General features: G+C 71.8%; 22 protein-coding genes. 8 read left to right on the top strand and 14 right to left on the bottom strand.

Features of this window, described 5'->3' with window-relative positions; translation table 11 throughout:
• Positions 1 to 15: 15 nt before the first annotated feature.
• Positions 16 to 459 carry a hypothetical protein gene (locus FFA01_RS07040; protein ID WP_146854397.1) on the bottom strand — a complete coding sequence of 148 codons (444 nt, stop codon included), beginning with the start codon at positions 457 to 459 and terminating at the stop codon, positions 16 to 18.
• A gap of 145 nt (positions 460 to 604) precedes the next feature.
• On the opposite strand from FFA01_RS07040, the gene FFA01_RS07035 reads away from it, so the two are divergent.
• Positions 605 to 1,492, top strand: coding sequence for a serine hydrolase domain-containing protein (locus tag FFA01_RS07035; protein ID WP_146854395.1), 888 nt, complete (start codon positions 605 to 607; stop codon positions 1,490 to 1,492).
• Here the strand turns inward: FFA01_RS07035 and FFA01_RS07030 are convergent.
• Positions 1,479 to 2,438, bottom strand: a complete 960-nt coding sequence (locus FFA01_RS07030; protein ID WP_146854393.1) for an NAD-dependent epimerase/dehydratase family protein — start codon at positions 2,436 to 2,438, stop codon at positions 1,479 to 1,481. The two genes, FFA01_RS07035 and FFA01_RS07030, sit on opposite strands and share 14 nt — an antisense overlap.
• Before the next feature lie 155 nt (positions 2,439 to 2,593).
• Between FFA01_RS07030 and glgX the strand changes: the two genes are divergently transcribed.
• From glgX to treZ, 3 genes are all read left to right on the top strand, one after another.
• Complete coding sequence (gene glgX / locus FFA01_RS07025; RefSeq protein WP_146854392.1) at positions 2,594 to 4,792, top strand: glycogen debranching protein GlgX; 2,199 nt, start codon at positions 2,594 to 2,596, stop codon at positions 4,790 to 4,792.
• Positions 4,789 to 7,212 (top strand): malto-oligosyltrehalose synthase, encoded by a 2,424-nt coding sequence (treY, locus tag FFA01_RS07020; protein ID WP_146854390.1) that lies wholly within the window; start codon positions 4,789 to 4,791, stop codon positions 7,210 to 7,212. Before glgX ends, treY begins: the two co-directional genes overlap by 4 nt.
• A gap of 135 nt (positions 7,213 to 7,347) precedes the next feature.
• On the top strand, positions 7,348 to 9,120 hold the full coding sequence (gene treZ / locus FFA01_RS07015) for a malto-oligosyltrehalose trehalohydrolase (RefSeq protein ID WP_146854388.1): 1,773 nt from the start codon (positions 7,348 to 7,350) through the stop codon (positions 9,118 to 9,120).
• A gap of 67 nt (positions 9,121 to 9,187) precedes the next feature.
• On the opposite strand, the gene FFA01_RS07010 is transcribed toward treZ, so the two are convergent.
• The 7 genes from FFA01_RS07010 to FFA01_RS06980 form a co-directional block, all read right to left on the bottom strand.
• Positions 9,188 to 9,991, bottom strand: coding sequence for a polyprenol monophosphomannose synthase (locus FFA01_RS07010; RefSeq protein WP_244289736.1), 804 nt, complete (start codon positions 9,989 to 9,991; stop codon positions 9,188 to 9,190).
• 61 nt (positions 9,992 to 10,052) lie between these two features.
• Positions 10,053 to 10,730, bottom strand: a complete 678-nt coding sequence (locus FFA01_RS07005; protein ID WP_146854386.1) for a class F sortase — start codon at positions 10,728 to 10,730, stop codon at positions 10,053 to 10,055.
• Position 10,731: 1 nt separating this feature from the next.
• Positions 10,732 to 11,901 (bottom strand): glycosyl hydrolase family 8, encoded by a 1,170-nt coding sequence (locus tag FFA01_RS07000; RefSeq protein WP_146854384.1) that lies wholly within the window; start codon positions 11,899 to 11,901, stop codon positions 10,732 to 10,734.
• 100 nt (positions 11,902 to 12,001) lie between these two features.
• Complete coding sequence (locus FFA01_RS06995) at positions 12,002 to 12,868, bottom strand: DUF4397 domain-containing protein (protein ID WP_146854382.1); 867 nt, start codon at positions 12,866 to 12,868, stop codon at positions 12,002 to 12,004.
• Positions 12,869 to 12,961: 93 nt separating this feature from the next.
• Entirely contained in the window at positions 12,962 to 14,959 is a 1,998-nt protein-coding gene (locus FFA01_RS06990; RefSeq protein WP_146854380.1) for a glycosyltransferase family 39 protein, read from the bottom strand.
• Complete coding sequence (locus tag FFA01_RS06985) at positions 14,956 to 16,488, bottom strand: glycosyltransferase (protein WP_244289735.1); 1,533 nt, start codon at positions 16,486 to 16,488, stop codon at positions 14,956 to 14,958. Before FFA01_RS06985 ends, FFA01_RS06990 begins: the two co-directional genes overlap by 4 nt.
• Positions 16,489 to 16,559: 71 nt before the next feature.
• Positions 16,560 to 17,072: a GtrA family protein gene (locus FFA01_RS06980; protein WP_146854377.1), complete on the bottom strand. Its 513-nt coding sequence runs from the start codon at positions 17,070 to 17,072 to the stop codon at positions 16,560 to 16,562.
• 173 nt (positions 17,073 to 17,245) lie between these two features.
• Here FFA01_RS06980 and FFA01_RS06975 point away from each other — a divergent pair, with 173 nt between their 5' ends.
• Entirely contained in the window at positions 17,246 to 18,250 is a 1,005-nt protein-coding gene (locus FFA01_RS06975; RefSeq protein WP_146854375.1) for an aldo/keto reductase family protein, read from the top strand.
• Between the two features lie 111 nt (positions 18,251 to 18,361).
• On the top strand, positions 18,362 to 18,913 hold the full coding sequence (locus FFA01_RS06970) for a YceI family protein (RefSeq protein ID WP_146854373.1): 552 nt from the start codon (positions 18,362 to 18,364) through the stop codon (positions 18,911 to 18,913).
• A 79-nt stretch (positions 18,914 to 18,992) separates the two neighbouring features.
• Here FFA01_RS06970 and yidC read toward each other — a convergent pair whose 3' ends face one another.
• Both yidC and FFA01_RS06960 read right to left on the bottom strand, forming a co-directional pair.
• Entirely contained in the window at positions 18,993 to 19,739 is a 747-nt protein-coding gene (yidC, locus tag FFA01_RS06965; RefSeq protein WP_146854371.1) for a membrane protein insertase YidC, read from the bottom strand.
• Between the two features lie 90 nt (positions 19,740 to 19,829).
• Positions 19,830 to 20,126, bottom strand: a complete 297-nt coding sequence (locus FFA01_RS06960) for a DUF6412 domain-containing protein (RefSeq protein WP_146854369.1) — start codon at positions 20,124 to 20,126, stop codon at positions 19,830 to 19,832.
• Positions 20,127 to 20,225: 99 nt separating this feature from the next.
• On the opposite strand from FFA01_RS06960, the gene FFA01_RS06955 reads away from it, so the two are divergent.
• Both FFA01_RS06955 and FFA01_RS06950 read left to right on the top strand, forming a co-directional pair.
• Positions 20,226 to 20,783, top strand: coding sequence for a TIGR03086 family metal-binding protein (locus FFA01_RS06955; RefSeq protein ID WP_146854367.1), 558 nt, complete (start codon positions 20,226 to 20,228; stop codon positions 20,781 to 20,783).
• 52 nt (positions 20,784 to 20,835) lie between these two features.
• Complete coding sequence (locus tag FFA01_RS06950; protein ID WP_146854365.1) at positions 20,836 to 22,530, top strand: long-chain-fatty-acid--CoA ligase; 1,695 nt, start codon at positions 20,836 to 20,838, stop codon at positions 22,528 to 22,530.
• A 4-nt stretch (positions 22,531 to 22,534) separates the two neighbouring features.
• Here the strand turns inward: FFA01_RS06950 and lepB are convergent, their stop codons facing one another.
• The 3 genes from lepB to FFA01_RS06935 form a co-directional block, all read right to left on the bottom strand.
• Positions 22,535 to 23,122 carry a signal peptidase I gene (gene lepB / locus FFA01_RS06945; protein ID WP_146854363.1) on the bottom strand — a complete coding sequence of 196 codons (588 nt, stop codon included), beginning with the start codon at positions 23,120 to 23,122 and terminating at the stop codon, positions 22,535 to 22,537.
• Between the two features lie 30 nt (positions 23,123 to 23,152).
• Positions 23,153 to 24,070, bottom strand: a complete 918-nt coding sequence (locus FFA01_RS06940; protein WP_146854361.1) for an oxygenase MpaB family protein — start codon at positions 24,068 to 24,070, stop codon at positions 23,153 to 23,155.
• 131 nt (positions 24,071 to 24,201) lie between these two features.
• A complete protein-coding gene (locus tag FFA01_RS06935; RefSeq protein WP_146854359.1) occupies positions 24,202 to 25,020 on the bottom strand; it encodes an SDR family oxidoreductase in 819 nt (272 codons plus the stop codon).
• Positions 25,021 to 25,033 lie beyond the last annotated feature (13 nt).

The following is a 25,033-nucleotide window of genomic DNA, read 5'->3' as shown; positions in this document are numbered from 1 at the left end:
AGGCGCGGCGGGCTCTCAGAGGCCCGCCGCGCGTCGGACCAGGGCGGCGACGGCGGCCCGGGTCTCGTCGTCCGCCGCTACGACCGCGTACGACGTGGGCCAGAGGGTCCCGTCGTCGAGCTGGGCGCCGTCCTGGAAGCCGATCGTCGAGTAGCGGGTCCCGAACTTCTTCCCGGGCTGGAAGAACACGACGGCCTTGCCGTCCTCCTTCGCGTAGGCGGGGAATCCGTACCAGGTCTTCGGCTTCAGCCCGGGGGCGTGCTCGGCCACCACCGAGTGCAGCATCTGGGCGATCGGTCGCTCGACGTCGGTCATGTCCGCGATCGCGTCGAGGGCGTTCCGCTCGTCGGCGGCGGCCTTGTCGGCCGACTTCTGCGCCTTGGCCTCGGCACGGAGCTCGGCCGCGCGCTGCTTCATCGCCGCGCGTTCCTCTTTGCTGAAGTCCTGGTCGGTCGCCATCTCGTGATCTCCTCGCATCGACGGGTCGGTCGCCGGCCCGATCGGGACGGCGATCGGCCCCATCGTGACAGCGTGCGGCCCTCGTCACAACACCGGGCCCGGGACCGCTGGCGACGCCCGCCGCCCGGACGGCAGACTGTCCCCCATGACCCGTGCCGACGACATCCGCGACCGCATCGTCCACGAGGTGGAGCGCACGGGGTTCACGGCGCACGGCCTCCACGTGCTCGCGGGCGACGACACGGCCGGGCACCGCTGGACGCCCGACGTCCGCGAGGACGTGCACTCGGCCGCGAAGGGCGTCTGCGTGCTGGCGGTGGGCATCGCGTCCGACGAGGGCCTCGTCGACGTGGACGCGCCCGTCTCGACGTATCTGCCCGACGTCGAGCTCGGCACGGGCGTCGACCGGGTCACCCTGCGGCATCTGCTGACGATGTCGAGCGGCGTCGATCTGCCCTGGTCCGAGACGATGATGACCGACTGGCCGGATCTCGCCCTCGAGTTCCTCCGCCGACCGTCGCGCGGGCGGGTGTTCCAGTACTCGAACGCGAGCACCTACACGGCGATGCGCGTCCTGGCGACGCGGGTCGGCGACGTCGCCGGCTATCTCGGACCCCGGCTCTTCACGCCGCTCGGTCTCGGCGACGTGGAGTGGTCGCGCTGCCCCGAGGGACACATCGTCGCGGGCGGCGGACTGTTCCTCCGCACCGACGAGCTGGCCCGCATCGGGCGGCTCATCCGCGACCGCGGCGACTGGCGGGGCGCCCGGATCGTCTCGCCCGAGTGGACGGACGGCATGCACTCCGGGTGGGTGACCTCGGGCGTCAACCCCGGATACTCCCGCTACGCCCTCGCCGGATGGGACGGCCCGGGCACGGCCTGGCGCCTGCACGGCGCCCACGGGCAGCTGGTGATCTTCTCGGGTGACGCCGTGGTGACCATCACGGCCGACGACCACGCGGGCGCCGACGCCATCGCCGCCTTCGTCGCCGAGGCGGTCTTACGCTGCTCTCCCCCGCTCACGCGATCGTGAGCCGCCCCTCCCGCTCGAGCCAGTCGAGTCCCTCCACGACGGCCTGCACCGTGGTGTAGCGCGGCGCGTAGCCGAGCACGCGGCGGGCCTTGTCGATGCTCATGGAATGACTGCGCGAGGCGTGCTCCCACGACGCGTCGCCGAACTCGGCGGTGGTCTGCTCGCGGAACTCGGGCCACGACACGAATCGGAGCCGCGCCTCCTGCCCGTAGTGCCGCGCGATCGCCTGGGCGAGACCCCGGAGCGTGATCGCCCTCTCGCTGACGACGTGGAACGACTCGCCCGCCGCCTGCGCGTGCCGCTCGACCGCGAGCTGGAACGCCTGCGCCACGTCGTCGGCGTGCACGTGGTGCACCGTCTCGAGGCCGAGGCCCGGCATCGCGATCTCGCGCCCCGCGGCGAGCGCCTCCCACACGGAGAGGTCGAGGTTGCCGACGGCGTTGATCATCGGCCAGCCCGGCCCGGTGATGTGGCCCGGGTGCAGCACGACGCTCCGCACTCCCCCGGGACGCCGGGACTCGGCCAGGAGCATCCGCTCGATCTCGGCCTTCTGCGTGCCGTACTCGCCGGACGGGGTGCGCCGCGCCTCCTCGGTGACCGGCACCTCGGCCGACGGGCCGTGCACCCAGATCGTGCCGCAGTGCACCAGCACGGTGCCGCTGCCGCGGAGCGCATCGACCATCAGACGTGCGGAGTCGGGCGTGAAGCAGATCAGGTCGACGACGACGTCGGCCTCGAGCGCCGCGATGGCCGGCGCGAACGTGCCGTCGGCGTCGCCCGCGTCGCGATCGAGCAGGAGGCGCGTCACCTGCGACCAGGCGGCGTGCGGTCGGTACGGCTCCGAGGCGCCGCGGCTGACCGCGACCACCTCGTGGCCGGCCTCGACCAGACGCGGGACGAGGAACCCTCCGACGTGGCCGGTCGACCCGATGACGACGACCTTCACGAGAGCACCTCCGGCGCGACGGGAGACGAGGAGGCGCGGTGCGGATGGACCCGGAGAACGGCGGTGTTCGACATGGTCGCCACCGTACCCGGGCATCCCCGCCGGACGGCCGGGCCGTTCGCCTCTAGGCTGAGCGCGTCCCAATCGGAGGTTCGATGCACACCTGGCCCGGCAATCCCTACCCACTCGGCGCGACCTACGACGGCAGCGGCACCAATTTCGCGATCTTCAGCGAAGCCGCCTCCAAGGTCGAGCTGTGTCTCTTCGACGAGGCGGGCACCGAGACGAGGGTCGAGCTCCGCGAGGTCGACGCCTACGTCTGGCACGCCTATCTGCCGACCGTCCAACCCGGTCAGCGATACGGCTACCGCGTGCACGGCGAGTACGACCCTTCGAAGGGAGCGCGCGCGAACCCGAACAAGCTGCTGCTCGACCCCTACGCGAAGGCCACCTGCGGCGACATCGACTGGGACGAGGCCCTGTTCGCCTACGACTTCGGCGACCCCGACTCGCGGAACGACGCCGACAGCGGCCCGCACATGATGCTCGGCGTGGTCATCAACCCGTTCTTCGACTGGCAGGGCGACCGCGCGCCGAAGTACAGCTACGACGAGACCGTCATCTACGAGGCGCACGTCAAGGGACTCACCGAGACCCACCCCGACATCCCCGAGGAGGAGCGCGGCACGTACGCCGGCGTGGCCAACCCGGCGATCATCGACCACCTCAAGAAGCTCGGCATCACGACGCTCGAGCTGATGCCGGTGCACCAGTTCGTGCAGGACAACACCCTCCTCGAGAAGGGCCTCAGCAACTACTGGGGCTACAACACCATCGGCTTCTTCGCCCCGCACGCCGCCTACTCGGCCACCGGCGACATCGGGCAGCAGGTGCAGGAGTTCAAGACGATGGTGCGGGTGCTGCACGAGGCCGGCATCGAGGTCATCATCGACGTCGTCTACAACCACACCGCCGAGGGCAACCACCTGGGCCCGACGCTGTCGTTCAAGGGCATCGACAACGCGGCGTACTACCGTCTGATGGACGGCGACCAGAAGCACTACATGGACTACACGGGCACCGGCAACAGCCTGAACGTCCGCCACCCGCACTCGCTGCAGCTGATCATGGACAGCCTGCGCTACTGGGTCACCGAGATGCACGTCGACGGCTTCCGCTTCGACCTCGCGGCCTCGCTCGCCCGCGAGTTCTACGAGGTCGACCGGCTGTCGACGTTCTTCGAGCTCGTCCAGCAGGACCCGATCGTGTCGCAGGTGAAGCTGATCGCCGAGCCCTGGGACGTCGGACCCGGCGGGTACCAGGTCGGCAACTTCCCGCCCCAGTGGACCGAGTGGAACGGCAAGTACCGCGACACCGTGCGCGACTTCTGGCGGGGCGAGCCCTCGACGCTCGGCGAGTTCGCCAGCAGGATCACCGGCTCCGCCGACCTGTACGAGCGCGACGGTCGGCGCCCCGTGGCGAGCATCAACTTCGTGACCGCGCACGACGGCTTCACGATGCGCGACCTCGTCAGCTACAACGACAAGCAGAACGACGCCAACGGCGAGGACGGGAACGACGGCGAGAGCCACAACCGGTCGTGGAACTCCGGCGTCGAGGGCGAGACGGACGACGCGTCGATCCGGGCCCTCCGCGAGCAGCGCCAGCGGAGCTTCCTCGCCACCCTGCTGCTGAGCCAGGGCGTGCCGATGCTGCTGCACGGCGACGAGCTCGGACGCACGCAGCGAGGCAACAACAACACGTACGCGCAGGACAACGAGCTGAGCTGGATCGACTGGCAGGACGCCGACCGCGACCTGATCGAGTTCGTCGCCGAGGTCATCAAGCTGCGCCACGACCACCCGACGTTCCGTCGTCAGCGGTACTTCAACGGCCGTCCCGTCACGCGGGGCGAGGGCGAGCCGCTGCCCGACATCGTCTGGCTGACGACCGAGGGCGACGCCATGCAGGAGGGCGAGTGGAACGAGTCGTACGCGAAGGCGATCGGCATGTTCCTCAACGGCAACGGCATCCGCGGGCGCGACGCCCGCGGTGGCCGGATCACCGATGTGAACTTCGTCCTCTACTTCAACGCCAGCGCCGACACGGTCACGTTCGTCCTGCCGCCCGACGAGTACGCCCAGGGCTGGGAGGTCGTGGTCGACAGCACCGTCGCCGCGCCCCTGCCCCCGGCGGGCACCGCGCCCCGCACCCCGACGGCCACCCGGGCCGCCACCACCCCCCAGCCCCCGTCCACACCGCAGGCCCCCACGGCGCTGCGGGCCGGCGATCGACTCCCCGTGGTGGGTCGCTCGCTCGTCGTCCTCCGAGCCACGGCCGAGGACGACCAGTGACCCGAAACGACTCGACCCGCCACCCGCGTTCGACGTACCGCCTGCAGATCCGCGCCTCCTTCGATCTGTTCGCGGCCGCCGACGTGGTGCCCTACCTCCGCGACCTCGGCGCGGACTGGGTCTACCTCTCGCCCGTGCTCGAGGCCGAGCCGGGCAGCGACCACGGCTACGACGTGGTCGACCACAGCCGGGTCGATCCGGCACGCGGCGGCGAGGTGGGGCTGCACACGCTGTCCGACCGCGCCCACGTGCACGGGCTCGGTGTGCTCGTCGACATCGTGCCGAACCACGTCGGCGTCGCCACCCCCAAGGCCAGCGTCTGGTGGTGGGACCTCCTGACCCACGGCCGCGACTCGCGCTACGCCGACGCCTTCGACGTCGACTGGGCGGCCGGCGGCGGCAAGGTGCTGCTGCCCGTGCTGGGCGAACCCGCCGCCGCGGACGGCTCCATCGACGGCCTCAGCGTCGTCGGCGAGGAGCTGCACTACTACGACAACGTCTATCCGATCGCCCCGGGCACCCGCGGCGACGACGACGACGCGGCCGCCGTCCACGCCCGCCAGAGCTACGAGCTGGTCCACTGGAAGCGCGCCGACGGCGACCTCAACTACCGCCGCTTCTTCGCGGTCAACACCCTCGCCGGCATCCGGGTCGAAGAGGGCTGGGTCTTCGACGAGTCGCACGCCGAGATCGGCCGCTGGTTCCGCGACGGCCTGGTCGACGGGCTGCGGGTCGATCACCCGGACGGCCTCGCCGACCCGAAGGGCTACCTCGACCGCCTGTCCGAGCTGACCGGGCGCGCGCACGTGCTCGTCGAGAAGATCCTCGAGGGCGACGAGCGCCTCCCGGAGGACTGGGCGACGGCCGGGACCACCGGGTACGACACCCTCGCCGACCTCGACCGCCTGTTCGTCGACCCGAACGGGGCCGTCGCGCTCGACGGTCTCGACGCCCGCCTGCGCCGCGACCGCACGTCGGCGGACGACGCCGGGGACGACGCCGCGAGCCACGACGAGGCGTCGGCTGGAGCCGATCAGACGACGGGCGACGAGGCCGTCGACTGGCACGAGATGATCCTCGGCACGAAGCGCGGCATCGCCGACGGCATCCTCGGCAGCGAGATCAACCGCCTCGCGCGGCTGATCGCCGAGGGCGGTCCCGCCGAGGCGGCGGTCGTCGACGCGCTGGCCGAGCTGGCCGCGGCGTTCCCGGTCTACCGCAGCTACCTGCCCCAGGGAGCCGACCAGCTCACCGAGGCGGTCGAGGTCGCGACCCGGCACCGCCCCGACCTCGCCGACGCCCTCGAGCGCGTGGCCGTGGTGCTGCGCGACGAGACGCACCCGGCGTCGGTGCGGTTCCAGCAGACGAGCGGCATGGTCATGGCGAAGGGCGTCGAGGACACCGCGTTCTACCGCTACAGCCGACTCGCCACGCTGACCGAGGTGGGGGCCGACCCCAGCGAGTTCGCCCTGTCGCCGGCCGGGTTCCACGCCCGTCAGCAGGCCCGCCTCGCCGAGCGCCCGTTCGGCATGACGACCCTGTCGACGCACGACACGAAGCGCAGCGCCGATGTGCGGGCCCGCGTGTCGGTCCTCGCCGAGGTGGCGTCCGAGTGGGCGGCGACGCTCGAGCGGCTGCGCGACCTCGCCCCGATGGGCGACGGACCGTTCGAGAACATCCTCTGGCAGACGGTCGTCGGCTCGTGGCCGGCCTCCCGCGAGCGCCTGCACGCCTACGCCGAGAAGGCCTCGCGCGAGGCGAGCACCTCGACCACCTGGACCGACCGCGCCGAGGAGGCCGACGCCTTCGAGGAGCGCATGCACGCCGCCGTCGACGCCGTCTTCGACCGCGAGGAGGTGCGGCACGAGGTCGAGCGCATCGTCGACGTGCTCCGCGCCCCCGGGTACAGCAACTCGCTCGGCGTCACGCTGATGCAGCTGATCGGCCCCGGGAGCCCCGACGTCTACCAGGGCGGCGAGCTGTGGGACTTCTCGCTCGTCGACCCCGACAACCGTCGCGAGGTCGACTTCGACCTGCGCCGCCTCTACCTCGAGGCCATCCGCTCGGGGGCCACTCCCCCGGTCGACGACACCGGCGCCGCGAAGCTGCTCGTCACGCACCGCGCTCTCACGCTCCGTCGCGACCGCCCCGACCTGTTCAACCGGTACGCCGGGCTGCCGGTGTTCGGCGAGCAGGCGTCGTCGGCCGTCGCGGTCGACCGCGGGGGCGCGATCGCGATCGCCACGCGCCTCCCGGTGTCGCTCGAGCAGGCGGGCGGCTGGGACGACACGGTCGTGCTGACCGCAGGAGGCGCGTATCGCGACGTGCTCACCGGCCGCCGGCACCAGGGTGGTCGCCTCCGCCTCGCCGAGGTCCTCGAGACGTACCCCGTCGCCCTGCTGATCCCCACAGAGGACTAGCGGGTCGCGGGTCGCCCGGCCCGACTACCGTCGTCCTCAGCCAGGCGTCACGACATGCCGCTCACGTACCCATGTGAGCGGCATGTCGCGGCTTCCCGGCCTCTTTCCCGCCCCTTTCCGAACCCGAGGAGACCGATGAGCGTCTACGACGTCTGGGCCCCGACCGCCACCACCGTGCACCTGCACCTCGACGGCGAGCTCCTGCCGCTCACCGCCGAGCCCGAGACCGGCTGGTGGCGCGCCCCGGCCGACCTCGACCGGGGCCCGGGACACCGCTACGGCTTCGTGCTCGACGGCGGCGACTCCCCCGAGGGCGAGACCCCCCTGCCCGACCCGCGCTCGCGCCGTCAGCCCGACGGCGTGCACGGTCTCAGCGAGACGTACGATCCGAGCGCCTTCGCCTGGACCGACGACGCGTGGACGGGTCGCCAGCTGGCCGGATCGGTCGTCTACGAGCTGCACATCGGCACCTTCACCCCCGAGGGCACGCTCGACTCGGCGATCGGGAAGCTGCCGTACCTGGTCGAGCTCGGCGTCGACCTGGTCGAGCTGCTGCCGGTCAACGGCGTCAACGGCCGGTGGAACTGGGGCTACGACGGCGTCGACTGGTTCACCGTCACCGACAACTACGGCGGGCCCGAGGCCTACCAGCGCTTCGTCGACGCCGCGCACGGGGCCGGTCTCGGCGTCGTCCAGGACGTCGTCTACAACCACCTCGGCCCCTCCGGCAACTACCTGCCGCTCTTCGGGCCCTACCTCTCGGGCAAGCACGCCAACACCTGGGGCGACAACGTCAACCTCGACGACGACGGCGCCCACGAGGTGCGCGAGTTCATCCTCGACAACACGGCGATGTGGTTGGGCGACTATCACGTCGACGGTCTGCGCCTCGACGCCGTGCACGCCCTGAAGGACGACAGCGAGGTCCACCTGCTGCAGGAGCTCGCCGAGCGCACCTCTGCCCTCAGCAGCCACCTGCGTCGGCCGCTGTCGCTGATCGCCGAGAGCGACCTCAACGACCCGCGCCTGATCACCCCGCGGGACGGCGGCGGCTTCGGCCCCGACCGCCGCCAGGGCTACGGGCTCGATGCGCAGTGGAGCGACGACTTCCACCACGCCGTGCACGTCGCCCTGACCGGCGAGACCACCGGCTACTACGCCGACTTCGAGCCGCTCGGCGCCCTGGCGAAGGTGCTGACGAAGGGCTTCTTCCACGACGGCACCTGGTCGTCGTTCCGCGAGGCCGACCACGGCCACCCGGTCGACACCGAGCACATGCCGACCTGGCGCCTCGTCGTCGCGAACCAGAACCACGACCAGATCGGCAACCGCGCGATCGGCGACCGTCTCGCCGCGACCCTCGACGACGGCCAGCTGATCATCGCCGCGACGCTGACGCTCGCCGGGCCGTACACGCCCATGCTGTTCATGGGCGAGGAGTTCGCCGCCTCGACGCCGTGGCAGTTCTTCACGTCGCACCCCGAGCACGACCTCGGCGAGGCCACCGCGAAGGGCCGCATCGCCGAGTTCGCCAAGATGGGCTGGGACGAGTCGTCCGTGCCCGACCCGCAGGAGCCCTCCACCTTCGAGAACAGCAAGCTCGACTGGTCGGAGCTCGAGTCGGGGCGTCACGCCGTCGTGCTCGACGCCTACCGTCGTCTCGGCGCCCTGCGCCGCAGCGAGCCCGCCCTGACCGACCCGCGCTTCGACACCCTCGCGGTCGACTACGACGCCGACGCGCGCTGGCTCGTGCTCTCGCGCGGAGACCTGCGCATCGCGGTGAACCTCGCCGATCAGGAGGCGCGGATCGCCGTTCCCAGCACCTCGGTGCTCTTCGCCAGCGACGCCTCGATCGAGCCCGGCTCCAGCCTGCTGCTGCCGGCGCACTCGGTCGCGATCGTCCGCTGACGAGACGAGCGCGGGCGCGCGCCCGGGGCTGACCACCCCGGGCGCGCGCCCTCGTGCCGACCGCCGATCAGTGCGGCTGCACCCGGCGTACCGGGCCCACCCGATGCGACGTCGCGCGGACGCTCGGCAGACGGCGGTGTCGCACGACCAGCTCGACGACGGCGCGCGACCGTCGACGGAGACCCCACAGGGTCACCTTGGTCAGCGACTCCCTGACGATCGAGCCGCTCATCTTCGAGGCGCCGTGGACGCGCTCGGTGAACGTGATCGGAGTCTCCACGACCCGCAGGCCCGCTTGCAGCGCGCGCCAGAGCAGGTCGACCTGGAAGCAGTAGCCGCGCGACTCGACCCGGTCCAGGTCGATGCGTCGGAGAGCCGACGACCGGAACACCCGGAACCCGCCGGTCGTGTCGGCCACGCGGATGCCGAGGGCCCCGCGCGTGTACCAGCTGCCGCCGCGGCTGAGCAGCTCGCGGCGCAGCGGCCAGTTCTCGACCTCGCCGCCGGGCACCCAGCGCGAGCCGAGCACGAGATCGTTGTCGCTCAGCAGCTCGAGCATGCCCGGCAGGTACTCGGGGTGGTGCGAGCCGTCGGCGTCCATCTCGACCAGTGCGTCGTAGCCGCGCTCGAGCCCCCAGGAGAACCCGGCCAGGTAGGCGGCGCCGAGCCCGGCCTTCTCGGTGCGGTGCATCACGTGCACCCGGGGGTCGCGGGCGGCGTAGGCGTCGGCGAGCGCGCCGGTGCCGTCCGGCGAGCCGTCGTCGACGACCAGCACGTCGACCGCGGCTCCCGAGTCGAGGGTCCGACCGACGATCCAGTCGAGGTTGTCCTTCTCGTCGTAGGTGGGGATGATCACGAGCGTGTCGTTCACGGTGCTGTCCTTTCCCGGGCGGCAGTCGGGTTCTTCTGGTGGGGCCGGGCGCGGCCGGGCGTCACGACACGAGGTCGGCGAAGACGATCAGGTTGTCCTCGTAGTGGCCCGTCGACGAGTCGAAGCGCCCGTCGCAGGTGATGAGCCGCAGCGACGGCGTCGGCGTGCTGCCGTAGACGTCGGAGGTCGGGAAGTTCGCCTTGGGCGCGGTCTCGCTGCCGGTGACCCGGAAGGTGTGCACGTCTCCCGTCGAGAGGGTGACCGTCACCTCGTCGCCGGTGGTCAGCCTCGGCAGGTCGACGAACACGGCGGGTCCCGTCGACGAGTCGACGTGACCGGCGATGATCGCGGGGCCGACGCCTCCGGGCACCACGCCGTCCTCGTACCAGCCGGCCGACATCCACTCGACCGGGGCGTCGAGCTCGCCGGCGACCCCGAGCCCGAGGTCCTCGAGGCCGGAGTCGACGCCGATCGAGGGGATCTCGACCCGGACGGGCACGGATCCGGCAGGAGGCGCGGTGTACGACTGCGCAGCCGGGTCCTGGAACCCCTCGGTCGAGACGGACGGGGACGACGCGACCGGCGCCTTCGTGGCTGCGCTCGACGACGCTCGCGACGCCGCGTCGTCGGGTCGTGCGGCGACCGCGGCCACCGTCACGCCGCCGACGGCGACCGCGACGAGGGCGCCCACGGCCAGAGCGGCCTTGCTGTGCGTCCGGATCCAGGTCGAGAGGGGCATGTCAGTTCGCCTCCAGGGGCGAGCACGGGCCGATCGACGATCCGTCGAGCTGCAGGGCGGCGAGCGCCGCCCAGGCCGTGCCGTAGTAGGTCGGTGTCGAGACGGAGAGCTCGTCGGCTCGACGGAGGTCGTCGCTCGCCGACTGCGCGTCGCCGGCCGCCGCCTCGGCCGCGGCACGCGCGGCGTACGCCAGGGGGCTCTGATCGGCGCCGGTGGACTGCCCGCCGAGGTCGAGCTGCATGGGCAGGTCGTCGTAGCGCTGCAGCACGGGGGCCATGCGGGCGGCGAGCTCGACGTCGGCGGGATCGCACGACTCGGCGTAGCGCAGCGGGAGGCGGGCGGCGTCGTAGCTGTACTCGACGGTGCCGCTCGAGCCGTCGGCGCTCGGCAGCGGGACGACCGTGCCGTCGGCCGCGACCTGCGCCCAGTTGCTCGGCAGGGCGGTCTGGTCGAGGATGCTCGCGGTGACCGCGCGCGATCCGATGACGAGCTCGTCCCAGCGGGGGTCGCCGCTGGCGTCGCCGAGCTCCTGGAACGTCGCGGGCGAGGCGTAGGAGGGGTTGTACGACCACGGGGCGTCGCCCTGGGCCCAGAGGCCCGGAAGCAGGATGCGTCCGACGTCGGTCGAGGCCGTCATCGCGTCGAGAACGACGTCGCCGAGCTCGACGCCCGCGGCGGTGAGATCGGGTCGGTCGAAGGCGTCGCCCGCGAGCACGAGGGCGCGGGCGGCGTCCACGTCGGCGTCGCTGGCGGGTCCGTCGTCGACCACGGCGCCGTCGGCCCACTGCCAGGCGAGGAGGCCGTCCTCGCGCACCAGATTGTCGGTGGTCCAGCCCCAGATGGTGTCGAACGCGTCCTCGTCGCCGACGCCGACCGCGACGAGCAGCCCGTAGGCCTGGCCCTCGCTGACGGTGTCGTCGCCCTGGTCGCGTCGCACGACCCGGCCGTCGGAGTCGACCCAGTCGTCGAGGAACGCCTGGCCGATCTGGTCGGGCGTCCGCTCGGACGCCGGTGCGGGGGTGATGCCGGGGTCGCTCGTCGCGCCCGTCCGCCCGTCCGCCTCGTCCGACGTGCCGCCGAACGGGCCGACCACGAGGGAGGCGATGCCGGCCGTGACGGCCACGGCCACCACGACCACCGCTGCGAGCAGCAGTGTCGTCTTCTTCGTCATGTCGTTCCCTTGCTGTGGGGTGGTGCCGGTGCCGAGGAGGCGCGGTGCGCGCAGGTGGCGACCCGCGCCTCCTCGACTGGTGGACTCTCGAGCCTCGGGGTCAGGAGATCCCGAGGAAGCCGAGCAGGCCGGCCCAGAAGCCGCCCTCCCGGTCGGCCGGGGCCGCGTCGGCGTCGCGTCCGGCGAGGTATCCGCCGCCCGTCTGCACGCCGCCGGTCGGCGTCTCGGCCGTGGCGGCGCTGTCCACGACGGGGACGACCGTGAGGCCGCCCGACGAGTTGTCGAGCACGAACAGCGTGTTGACGCTGCCCGCGGCGAGGTCGACCTCCGCGGTGCCGTCGACGCCGTCGCCGGCGAGGTCGAGCTCCCAGGGTCCGGCGGCGACGCTCGCGTAGCCGCTGGCGCTGCCGAAGGCGGCGTTCTCCGCGATGGTCGTGCCGGTGCTGGTGGAGACGTCGACCGTGTCGGTGACGTTCGCGGCCTGCACGAGACGGAGCTTGGCCTGGCCGGCCTCGGGCGCCGTCAGGTCGTCCGTGAAGACCTGGGTCTCGAGGTCGTCGCTCGGTCCGTAGGCGACGGCCGTGATCGGCTGACCGCTCTCGACCGTGACGTTGGTGCTGATCACGGGCTCGGCGTCGGCCGCGGGGGCGTCGGCGGCGGTCATCGACACGACGTAGGTGCCGGCGGGCAGGGCCTCGTAGGGGCTGACCTGGCCGTAGGTGACGTCGTCGAGATCCATGACGACCTGGCCGCCCTTGAGCGAGGTCAGGGTCACGTCGACCGACTTCGTGTCGGGCGACAGGTGTCCGACCCGGACCCAGCCGTCGCCGTCGGCGGCCTGGGCGGGCGAGGCTCCGACGACGGCCGCGGCGACGGCGGCCGCCGTGGCGAGGCCGAGCGCGAGCACGGTGGTCAGTCGGCGACGTCCGAGGGCGGTGGTGCGGGTGGTGCTGATGGCGGGTGCCATGGGGTGGTTCCTTTCCGGTCGGGATCCGGCTCGTGGGGAGCCGGCGGGGAGGAGGGGCGGTGCGCGTCGGGTGGGCGCGCACCGCCGTGGCGATCAGCCGAGGATGCCGTCGGGCGGCAGGGCGGAGAAGGTGACGAGCAGACCGTCGTCCACGGGGGTGACGCTCTCGGGGGCGTACGTGGCCCCGAGGCCCTCGATCCAGGCCGCGAGCCCGTCGACGGTCTGACCGTCGGCGGGGGTCACGACCAGCTGGCGGAACAGGCCCTCGGACTCGCCGGGCAGAGCCTGCGGGTCGGCGACGGTGACGGCACCGGTCGAGGCGAGCTGGCCGAGCACGATCACGGCCCGCGGGTCGATCCGGCCGTCCTCGAGGGCCTGGCGGAACACGCCGGAGACCTGCAGCGACGGGTTCTGCGCGAGCTCGGCGCCGACCTGCGATCGGGCCGCTGCCGCCGTGTCCGCGTCGGTCGCGGCCTGGGCGGCGCCGTCGGAGTCGATCCGTCGGATGTCGACCGTCTGGTCGCCGGTGCCGAACGACGCGACGACCGACGAGTTGTCGAGCGCCGACTGGATTCCCGCCGAGCTGCCTCCCGAGGTGCGCACCGACTCGGTCGTGACGATGAAGTCGCTGTCGCGCCAGCCGTTGGGCGACTGGGCCTGGACGGCGCCGTCGGTGTCGAGCTTGTAGAACCAGATGACGTTGTCGCGGGCGAACCCGTCGTCGACCAGGTCGACCCACATCGCGTCGTCGACCAGCAGTCGACTGTCCTTCGGCACGTTGTCCGAGATCCAGCCCTGGGCGTCGCGCATCGGGGCGTCGAGGTCGGAGAGGAAGAACCCGCGCAGCTGCGTGCTCCAGAGGGGCACGATCGCGATCACGGCGGCGACCGAGACGGCGATCCAGGCGACCGAGCCGGTGCGACGCACGGCGGTGGTGCCGCGGGACGCGTGCCGGGCCCGCCAGGTCGTCACCGCGGACTCGGACACCGCGGCCACCAGCAGGGCGGCGAACGGCAGCAGCATGATCACGTAGGGCACCGGCAGGTAGCCGCCGGGACGGAACATGAAGGCGATCAGGAAGACCATCATCGCCGCGATCGGACGCACGCGCTTGAGGAACAGCCCCACGACGGAGGCGGCGGCGCCGAGCACGATGAGCACCTGGTCGAGCTGCCACCACTGCGACACCGTCGCGAAGAAGAGGCTCCCCGTGTCGAAGACCGAGCCGCTCGACTCACGTGTGCCGAGCTGGAACGTGATGCCCTCCAGCAGGCTCACCCGGCCGGCGCCCGGCAGCAGCTCGCCCTTGACCGCGGCGAGCGCCACGTACGAGAGCCCGATGAGCACGAGCAGGCTGGCGGCGATCGACAGGGTGTACCGACGGGTCGACTTGTCGGCCCCGCGGAACATCGTCCAGGCGAGGAACGGCAGAGCCAGCAGGTACGTCTCCTTCGAGAGCACGGCGATGCCGAACGACGCGGACGCCGCGGCGTAGCCGGCCAGCTGGTGGCGCCGGCTCAGGGCGAAGAGGAACGCGGCGAGGAGCCACGGGGTCGCGACGTTGTCGAGGTAGACGGTGCGGTGGAACTGCACCGCCAGCGGCGAGACGGCGAAGACCAGGGCGGCAGCCGAGGCGGCGACGCGACCGAGACCGACCTTGCGAGCCAGCATCCAGAGCAGGGCGACGGCGACGACGGTGAAGAACACCATGGCCTCACGGCCGGCCAGGACGGCGATCGAGTAACGCGAGAAGGCTCCGGTCAGGGCCGTGTACGCCGAGATCTGCAGCCAGCCCACGGGTGGGTGGTCGTACCAGTAGGTGTAGTGGGCGAGCTCGCCGAGGTTCTGGACGGCCCAGGCCTGGGCGACGTAGGTCCCCTCGTCGTCGATCCGCTGCGGCGAGCCGGCCATGTTGAGGCTCTGCACCACGGCGGCGACGGCGAGCACGGGCAGCAGCCAGGCGAGCGACGCGCCGTGACGGCGCAGCCAGGAGGCGCGGGCGACGCGTGGCGGGTCCTGCCGCGGGGTGCGGACGGGGGCGTCGGGGGCGACGGCGTCCGTCACGCGCGGTCGGTTCAGCGTGCTGGTCATCGATCTCCACCTCCCGTCAGGGCGTAGTCGTCGGTGGAACGGGCGGCGGGGGCGACGGCACCGAGGGGCGGTGACGTCGGGGCGGGCTGAGAGGCTCCGACGGGCGAGGCCTCGGCCGGGCGGTGGGCGCCCGTGTGCTCGGTCTTCTCCCAGGCGTTCATCTTGCGGAGCTGACGCCAGACGGAGCGGACGGCGGCCAGCGCGAGGAAGATCTGGTACGGCAGGAGGCCCCAGACGAGACGGAAGTAGTCGCGGGCGCGGACCTTCTGCCCGTAGGTGCGGCCGAACTCGCGCAGACCCGTGAACTCGACGGCCAGCAGAACCAGGGTCGGCGCCAGCGGGATGAATGACACGAGCGCGATCGCTGTGGGCACCTTGACCGTGAGGATCAGCAGGATCGAGATGGGGATCATCAGACCCGTCGCGGCCTGGATGAACGGCATCGTCAACAGGTAGCGCGCCATCAGGCGCTGACGCAGCCGGGGCAGCTTCTTCCACTCGCCCTTGCCGTAGACCTGCATGAAGCCCTGGTTCCAGCGGGTGCGCTGCTTCAGCAGCGAGACGAAGGTGCCCGGGGTCTCCTCGCGGGTGACCACCTCGGGGCTGTAGGCGACGACGACCTTGGCTCCGGCGCTCGAGAGGCGGACCCCGAGCTCGCAGTCCTCGGCGAGGCACTCGGCGTCCCAGCCCTCGGACCAGTCCAGCCACTCCTTGCGCACGAAGACGGTGTTGCCGCCGAGCGGGATGAACTTCTCCTTGGCGTGGAAGTGCAGACGCGAGCGGAACCAGAAGTAGTACTCGAGCACGTTGCGCAGGCTCCACCAGCTGCTCTGGAAGTTCATCAGCTGGACGCCGCCCTGCACGACGTCGGCGTCGGTCTCGCTGAAGCGCGAGTCGACGAGCGTCAGGAGGCGCGGGTGGACCTCGTCCTCCGCGTCGAAGACGCCGACGATCTCGCCCCTCGACGTCTGCAGCGCCAGGTTCAGCGCCTTGGGCTTGTTCTTCGGCACGCTCGAGTCGACGATCACGCGGATCAGCTCGGGGTGACGGGCCGCCGCCTCCCGGGCGACGCGCTCGGTGCCCGGGTCGTCGTGGCCGACGATGGCGATGATCTCGAAGTCCGGGTGGTCCTGCAGGGCGAGACGGTCGAGGGTCTGGCCCATCACCTCCTCCTCGTGTCGGCCGGGGACGAGGAGGGTGAAGGAGTGGGCGGCGTCGAGCGGGTTCTCGCTGAACTGGCTGCCCTCGAGGTTGTCCTTCGAGCGCCAGGCGTGCAGCATCCACCAGAGGGTGGACACCGCGACGCCGGTCAGCAGCAGCGAGACGACGATCAGCGACGAGTAGCCGATCCATTCCAGAGGAGTCCAGTCCGGGAGCTGGAAGCCGGACAGGGCGTCGCCGGCTGTCGACGCGCCTCCTCGGTTGGGGACGAACGTCTCGGGAGAGGCGGGGGCCTCGGGCGTGAGCAGTGGCGCGGGTTCGCCGGCTGCGAAGAGGTGCGGGGTGATGGGCGTCGGGTCAGTCGACACGGGTCACTCTCCTATCAGGAGGGTCGGGTTGATCGTTCGGGTCGTCGTACGGGTGCGGGCCGTGGCCCGCGTCACGGGGTCGTCGTGGCCTGGGGGCGGAACACGAACCAGCGGTAGGCGACGTAGCGGAACGCCGTGCCGAGCACGAGTCCCACCACGTTCGCGGCGATGTTGTCGGCGAGCTGGGTCGTGAAGCCCAGCAGGTAGTGCGAGACGAACAGGCAGAGCGAGGCGATGGCCAGGCCCCCGACGTTCACGAGGCCGAAGGTCACGGCCTCCTTCACGACGGCGCCGCTGCGGTCCTCACGGAAGGTGAGGTAGCGGTTGCCGACCCAGGCCACGGCGGTGGCGATGATCACCGAGACGACCTTCGCGCCGATGGGCTTGTCGTCGAGCAGGGTCAGACGGAGCAGGTTGTAGACGCCGACGTCGACGACGAAGGCGATGCCGCCGACCATGCCGAAGGTCGCGAGCTCGCGGAAGCGGGCGGCGAGCCGAACGGATCGGGTCGGACGGCGGGGTCGGGTCGAGGTGGGGACGGCTGTCGGGGCCACCCCTCGTTCGAGGGTGTTCACGTCGGGCATGGCACCGGTTCGGGGGACACGCGGGGGCGGTTTGGTCGGGGTACGCGGTTTCTCTCCGATTGCCAGGTTCCCGTCATCTGCCGTTAACGTCCCCCGAACAGGGGCCGGATCCGTTCACCTCGGCGACGCGGGCGGAACAGACGGCGGAAAGCCGTACCGCGTACCGTGGCGACATGGAATTCAGATACCTCGGCAACAGCGGCCTCAAGATCTCCGAGATCACCTACGGCAACTGGTTGACCCACGCCTCCCAGGTCGAGAACGACGTCGCGACGCAGTGCGTCCGCGCCGCCCTCGACGCCGGCATCTCGACGTTCGACACCGCCGACGCCTACGCCAACACGGCGGCGGAGCAGGTGCTCGGCGACGCGCTCAAGGGTGAGCGTCGCGAGTCGCTCGAGATCTTCACGAAGGTCTACTGGCCCACCGGGCCCCGCGGCCACAACGACGTCGGGCTCAGTCGCAAGCACATCCTGGAGTCGATCGACGGGTCGCTGCAGCGCCTCGGAACCGACTACGTCGACCTCTACCAGGCGCACCGCTACGACAGCGAGACGCCGCTGGAGGAGACCATGCAGGCCTTCGCCGACGTCGTCCGCCAGGGCAAGGCCCTCTACATCGGCGTCAGCGAGTGGAACGCCGATCAGATCCGCGCGGGTCACGAGCTCGCGGTGAAGCACGGCGTCCAGCTGATCTCGAACCAGCCCCAGTACTCCATGCTCTGGCGCGTCATCGAGCAGGAGGTCGTCCCCACCAGCAAGCAGCACGGCCTCGGCCAGATCGTCTGGTCGCCGGTCGCCCAGGGCGTGCTGACGGGCAAGTACAAGCCCGGCGCCGAGCTGCCCGCGGGCAGCCGCGCCACGGACGACAAGGGAGGCGCGAGCACGATCAAGCGCTTCCTCACCGACGAGGTGCTCACCGGCGTCGCGAAGCTCGAGCCGATCGCGGCCGATCTCGGCCTCTCGATGGCCCAGCTCGCCATCGCGTGGGTGCTGCAGAACGACAACGTCTCGTCGGCGATCATCGGCGCCTCGCGTCCCGAGCAGGTGGCCGACAACGTCAAGGCCGCCGGCGTCCGCCTGCCGGCCGAGGTCATGACGGCGATCGACGACGCCCTCGGCGACCTCGCCGAGACCGATCCGGCCAAGACGGTCTCGCCCGACGAGCGTCCCGCCTGAGCCGTCACATCCCGTCACGGGAATTACCCATCGGTGGATGCGCTTGCATATACTCGTACCACCTTCGGTGACACGTCACCGAACCTCTGACCTTCACGACAGGAGAACACCATGAGCATCACCGCAGAGAAGATCCCCGCCGGCACCTGGAACCTCGACCCCACGCACAGCGAGGTCTCGTTCAGCGTCCGTCACCTGGCCATCAGCAAGGTCAAGGGCTCGTTCGAGTCCTTCGACGCCTCGCTCGTCACCGCCGAGGACCACACGGCCTCCAAGGTCACCGCGTCGATCGACGTGGCCTCGGTCAACACCAACCAGAAGGACCGCGACGGTCACCTGCAGAGCGGCGACTTCTTCCTCGCCGGCGAGCACCCCAAGATGACCTTCGTGTCGACCAGCATCGAGGAGAAGGGCGACGACGCGTTCCTCGTGCACGGCGACCTGACCCTGCGCGGCGTCACCAAGCCCGTCACCCTGAAGAGCGAGTTCGGCGGCCTCGTCGTCGACGGCTACGGCCAGACCAAGCTCGGCTTCTCGGCCACGACCAAGATCGACCGCACCGAGTTCGGCGTCACCTGGAACGCCGCCCTCGAGGCCGGCGGCTTCACCCTCGGCAACGACGTCACCGTCACGCTCGAGATCCAGTTCACGCTCGCCGCGTAAGCAGCAGCACCCCCGGAGGGCCCGCACTCGCCAGTCGAGTGCGGGCCCTCCGTCGTGCCGGCCGCCGCCGGCGTCCCGCTCAGGCTCGCGTGAGCACCCGCCGCAGCACCGCGCGCTCCCCGAGCGTCCAGGCGGCGCTCGTCACGAGGTAGAGACCGGCGGCGAGCGGGGCGAACGCCGCGAAGGCGACGCTGAGGAAGGGCAGCCAGCGCAGCAGCCCCGTCATGCCGGGCAGCGCCTCCTTTCCGGGGCCGGCGGCCGGCGTGGCGGCCGGCCCGGTGAACCGCAGGGTGGCGCGTCGGCTGAGCTCGACCACGATCGCGAGCAGCACCAGCAGCACGGCGTACGGCCAGACCGCGGCGAGCCCCGCGCCGAGCGTCGCGAAGAGGTTGGCGCCGAGAGCCGCTCCCCCGAGCGTGTGGGTCAGCAACGCGTTGGCGTGGCCGGCGATGTCGGCGTGGACGAACAGCGAGTAGACGGCCGTCAGCACGGGCGCCTGCGCCAGGGTCGGCAGGCACCCGGCGAGCGGCGACACCTTCTCGGACGAGTAGAGCGCCATCAGGGCCCGACTGCGCGCCGGGGGGTCGGTGATGCGTCGGTTCAGGTCGGCGATCGCGGGAGCGAGGCGACGGCGACCCACCTCCGCACGCACCTGCGACACCCCGACGGGCACGAGCACCAGCCGGACGAGGAGGGTGAAGAGCACGACGCCGAGTGCGGCGCCGGCCTCCCCCGCGAACGGCGAGACGAGCTCGCCGAGCGCGGTGACGATCGAATAGAGGCCGTCGAGCACGACGGCGATGGGCGGGAAGGTGGACAGGTCCATGAGGACTCCTCGGTCAGAGAGACGGTGGGTGTCTTCTGGCCGCGGTCGACCGACGGGTCGACGCGAGCGAGCCGGAGTCGGCCGGATCGCTCAGGCGGCCGAGGGGGCCCGCCCCGGCGCCCGCGAGCGCACGTGTCCGCGTGCGTCGGGGTCGCGACGCCAGACGAGGAGGCGCGTGCCGGCCTCTTCGCGGAGGGGCACCTCGGGCACCGCCCCGGCCAGCCCGCAGAGGGTCAGCACGACCTGCGCGACGCCGATCGCCACGAGGGCCGTGGCGGCGCCGAGGAGGCCGACGAGCACGACCGCGGAGAGCGGCCCGCCGCCGCCCGCGAGCACGGCCTCGACGAACGCCACGAGGGGCGCCAGCGGAGCGAGGCCGAGGGTCATGCCACGACCCTAGCCGACCCGCCGCGCTAGCCTCAGGAACAATGCGCGTCCCGTCGGGGTTGTCGCCGAGTGTCACCGCCCCATCCCGAGAGGACTCCCATGACCGTCGACTGGATCACGCTGCAGAAGACCGCCCACGACGAGTTCGCCCGCCGCGTCGAGGCGGTCGCGGACTGGGACGCCCCCACCCCCGACACCGAGTGGAAGGTCCGCGACCTCGTCCGCCACGTCACGCGCGAGCAGCAGTGGGTGCCGATCCTGCTCGAGGGCGGCGACCCGGCCGAGGCCGAGAACGCGATCGAGCCCCTCGGCGACGACCTCCTCGAGGCCTGGCACCGCTGGTCGGGCGCGGCGACCGCGGCCTGGCGCGAGGCCGACCCCGACGCCGAGGTCCGCCTGAGCGCCGACGTCGTCTCGGTCACCGAGTACCTCGCCGAGCAGGTCGCCGACGTCACGATCCACACCTGGGACCTCGCCCGCGCCGTCGGCACCGACGAGGAGCTCGACGACGAGCTGGTCGAGGCCGTGTGGGGCGTGTTCGAGCCCCAGAAGGACGCTCTCGAGGCCTCGGGCCTCTTCGCCTCGCCGGTGCCGGTCGACGACGACGCGCCCCTGCGCGTCCGGCTGCTGGCGCTGACCGGTCGCGACGCCCGCTGAGCCGACCCGCGCCTCCCGGGGGTTCATCACCCTGCCCTGGCATGCTCATGGCATGACCGTCCCGATCGATCGCCCTTGGCTGCACAGCTACGCCCCCGACGTCCCCGCCGACATCGAGCCCGTCACGGGCAGTCTCGTCGACCTCATCGACGACGCCGTCGCCGCGTACCGCACCCGGCCGGCGCTCGAGTTCTTCGGACGCGAGACCAGCTACCGCGATCTGGGCGATCGGATCGCGCGCGCGGCGGAGGGCCTGAGGAGGCTCGGCGTCGGCCCCGGCGACCGCGTCGCCCTGATCGTCCCCAACAGCCCGCAGCACGTGATCGCGTTCTACGCCGTGCTGCGGCTCGGCGCCGTCGTGGTCGAGCACAACCCGCTCTACACGGACCGCGAGCTCCGCCACCTCTTCGAGGACCACACCGCGACGATCGCGATCGCCTGGGACAAGCTCGTCGACCGGCTCCGCGCCCTGCCCGCCGACCTGGGGCTCCGCACGATCGTCTCGGTCGACGTGACCCGCGGCATGCCGCTCGGCACCCGCCTCGCGCTCAAGCTCCCCGTCCCGGCGGCGAAGTCGTCGCGGGCCGCCCTGACCGACGGCGCCACCGGCGACGCCACCTGGGAGGACCTCCTGGCGAACAGGCCGATCCGGAGGAAGCACCCGCGCCCCGACGTCGACGACGTCGCCCTGCTGCAGTACACCAGCGGCACGACCGGCTCGCCGAAGGGCGCGATCCTGACGCACCGCAATCTCCGCAGCAACGCCGCCCAGGGGCGCGCCTGGGTGCCCGGGCTCGTCGACGGCGAGGAGACCGTCTACGGCGTGCTGCCGTTCTTCCACGCCTACGGGCTGACCCTCTGCCTCACCTTCGCGATGAGCATCGGGGCGCGGCTCGTGCTGTTCCCGAAGTTCGACGTCGACCTCGTGCTCAAGGCGGCCAGGAAGCACCCGCCGACCTTCCTGCCGGCCGTGCCTCCCATCTACCAGCGCCTGGCCGACGCGGCCCGCGAGCGCGGCGTCGACCTGTCCGCCGCCCGGTTCGCCATCTCGGGCGCGATGAACCTGCCCACCCCGGTGGTCTCCGCCTGGGAGGGTGTCACGGGCGGCATGCTCGTCGAGGGGTTCGGCCTCACCGAGACGTCGCCCGTGGCGCTCGGCAACCCCATCGGGCCGACCAGGCGGGTCGGCACCGTCGGCGTGCCGTTCCCGTCGACCGAGGCGATGGTCGTGGATCGCGACGATCCCGACCCGACCCGGCCCGTGCCTCCCGGGGCGGCCGGCGAACTGCTGCTGCGGGGTCCCCAGGTGTTCCGCGGCTACTGGAACCGTCCGGACGAGACCGCCGAGGCGTTCCTCGAGGGCGGCTGGTTCCGCACCGGCGACATCGTCAGCATGAGCGCCGACGGCTACGTGACGATCGTCGACCGCATCAAGGAGCTCATCGTCACGGGCGGCTTCAACGTCGCCCCGTCGGAGGTCGAGGAGGCCGTGCTCGGCGCCGACGGCATCGCCGAGGCCGCCGTCGTCGGCGTCCCGCGGGCCGAGGGCGGCGAGGACGTCGTGGCCGCCGTGGTGCTCGCGCGGGGCGCCGCGCTCGACGAGGACGCCGTCCGCGACTGGTGCCGCGGACGGCTGGCGGCCTACAAGGTGCCCCGCCGCGTGGTCGTCGTCGACGAGCTGCCCAAGTCGCTGATCGGCAAGGTGCTGCGGCGCCAGGTGCGCGACGCGCTGATCGCCGCGGGCTGATCCGCTAGAGCCAGCGGATCCGGTCGAAGGGCCAGAAGATCACGAACGCCCGGCCGATCACGTTGTCCTCGGGCACGAACCCGTCGTAGGGCCCGCTCTGGTGGGCCCTCGAGTCGGCCGAGTCCTCGCGGTTGTCCCCGAGCACCCACAGGGCGCCCTCCGGCACGGTGACGTCGAACGGGGTGAGCGAGGCCGGGTCGCCGTCGGGCACCGTGATGTAGGGCTCGTCGATCGGCTCGCCGTTCACCAGGACGCGTCCCTCGGCGTCGCAGCACGAGACGGTGTCGCCCGGAAGCCCGATCACGCGCTTCACGAGGTCCTGGTCCGGCGCTCCCGGCAACCAGCCGCCCGGGTCGCTGAAGACCACGATGTCGCCGTGGTGCAGCGGCATGACGCTCGACGCGAGCACGTTCACGACCAGCCGGTCGCCGATCATCAGCGTCGTCTCCATCGAGGCCGACGGGATGTAGAACGATCGCACGAGGTACGTGCGCACGCCCCACGAGACGAGCAGGGCGATGAGCACCACCACGACGACGTCGCGCAGGAGGCGGAACGGCCGGTGGCGGCGAGGAGGCGCGGTGTCGGTCACGGCCTCATCCTCTCAGCCCGAGGCCGACGATCAGACCGACGCCCATCCGAGTCGTTCGAGTCGAGCGCGGGCGTGGCTCTCGGCGACGGGTCGGGGCCCGAGGACGGCGCCGATCCCCCGCAGGGTGGCCCCGGCCGGCCCGGACGCGGGCAGCGGCACCGGCCCGACGTGCGGCGGACGGAGGTCGAGCAGCTCGCGGAACCGCGGCTGGAGCGTGGCGACCGCGCCGTTGAACAGCAGCGGGTATCCGAGCCGCAGCACCGGGAACAGCGGCGGGCGGCGGATGAACCGCACGACGTCGGCGGTGCGGTCGGTGCGCTCGAGGATGCCACGGCGGTCGAAGTCCATCAGCTGACTCTGCATCTCGGCGGCCGTCCGGGGCGGGTTCGGCACGCCCATGAGCTCGCCGGCGACGGCCCACTCGCGCACGTAGGCGTCGGGACCGCCGGGGATCTCCCCCGAGCCCCACTCCTGGAAGGCGGCGAGGAACGAGTCCGCGAAGGCCATGTGCACCCAGCTGAGCAGCTCGGGATCGTTCGCGGCGTAGTCGTGTCGGACGCCGTGCCGGTCGTCGTACTGCCCGACGACCCTGGTGTGCAGGCGGGAGACCCAGTTCGACGCCTGGGTCGCCGCGTCCCGGCTGCCGTAGGTGACGGTGTAGATCCACCGGATGGTGCCGGCGAGTCGCCCGAGCGGGTCCTCGCGGAACCGGGAGTGGTCGTGGACCCCGGCGAGAGCGCCCGGGTGCAGCGCCTGCACGAGCAGGGCTCTGACGCCGGCGGCGATGGTCGACATGGCGCCGTGCACGGCCCAGACGGCCGACCCCGGCAGGAAGAACCCCTCGTCGTCGCCCTTCTCGAGGTCGGTGATCCATTGGGGGGTCCCGGTGTACTGCCCGTTGAAGGTGTACTGCAGCCGGGCGCGCAGCGGTTCTGTCAATGCGGCCATGTCCCGATCATGCGCCTCGCCAGCTGAGCGCCCGGGCCGGGCCGCCGCGGGGGCGTCCGGCGGAGACGGACCGACGCCGCGCCTCCCGGGGATCCACCCGAGGAGGCGCGGCGTCGGACGGACCGCGGACGTCAGTTCCCGTGCGCCTCGATGGAGACGGGCTGCCACTCGTTCCAGGTCCTCAGGCGCGACTCGTAGTCCTTCGTGGCGATCTCGAGGGGCGCCTTGCCGAAGAAGATCCGCAGCGGCGGCTCGTCGGCGTCGACGACCTTCAGGATCGCCCCGCGCGTGGCGGTGGGGTCGCCCGGGTCGGCGGCCGACGGACGCTTCGAGGCGGCCTCGCGGACGTCGGCGTAGGCCTCGATCTCCTCGCTGCGCGAGGCGGACGGGCCGGACCAGTCGGTGCTGAACCCGCCGGGCTCGACCAGGGTGACCGAGATGCCGAAGCCCGCGACCTCCTGGGCGAGCGACTGGCTGAATCCCTCGAGCGCCCACTTCGACGCGTGGTAGATGCCCACGGTCGGGAAGGCGCTGATGCCGCCGATGCTCGAGACCTGGATGATGTGACCCGAACCCTGCTCGCGCATGATGGGCAGCGCGGCCTGCGAGATCCAGAGCGCGCCGAACAGGTTCGTCTCGAGCTGGCCGCGCGCCTCGTCCTCGGTGATCTCCTCCACCATGCCGAAGTGGCCGTAGCCGGCGTTGTTGACGACGACGTCGAGGCGCCCGAAGGTCTCGGCGGCCTCCTGGACCGCGGCGATGTCGGCGGCGCGATCGGTGACGTCGAGCTGGATCGGCAGGAAGGCGTCGCCGTACCGCTCGATGAGCGGCGCCACGTCGTCGAGCTTCCGGGCGGTGCCGGCGACCCGGTCGCCGCGTTCGAGGGCGGCTTCCGCCCACTCGCGGCCGAATCCCTTGGATGCTCCGGTGATGAACCAGACCTTGCTCACAGTGTTCCTCTCG

The sequence above is a fragment of the Frigoribacterium faeni genome (genome assembly GCF_007988805.1).
GTDB lineage: Bacteria > Actinomycetota > Actinomycetes > Actinomycetales > Microbacteriaceae > Frigoribacterium > Frigoribacterium faeni.
The sequence above is the reverse complement of the archived record's forward strand: the minus strand, read 5'-3'. Positions and strand labels throughout refer to the sequence as shown.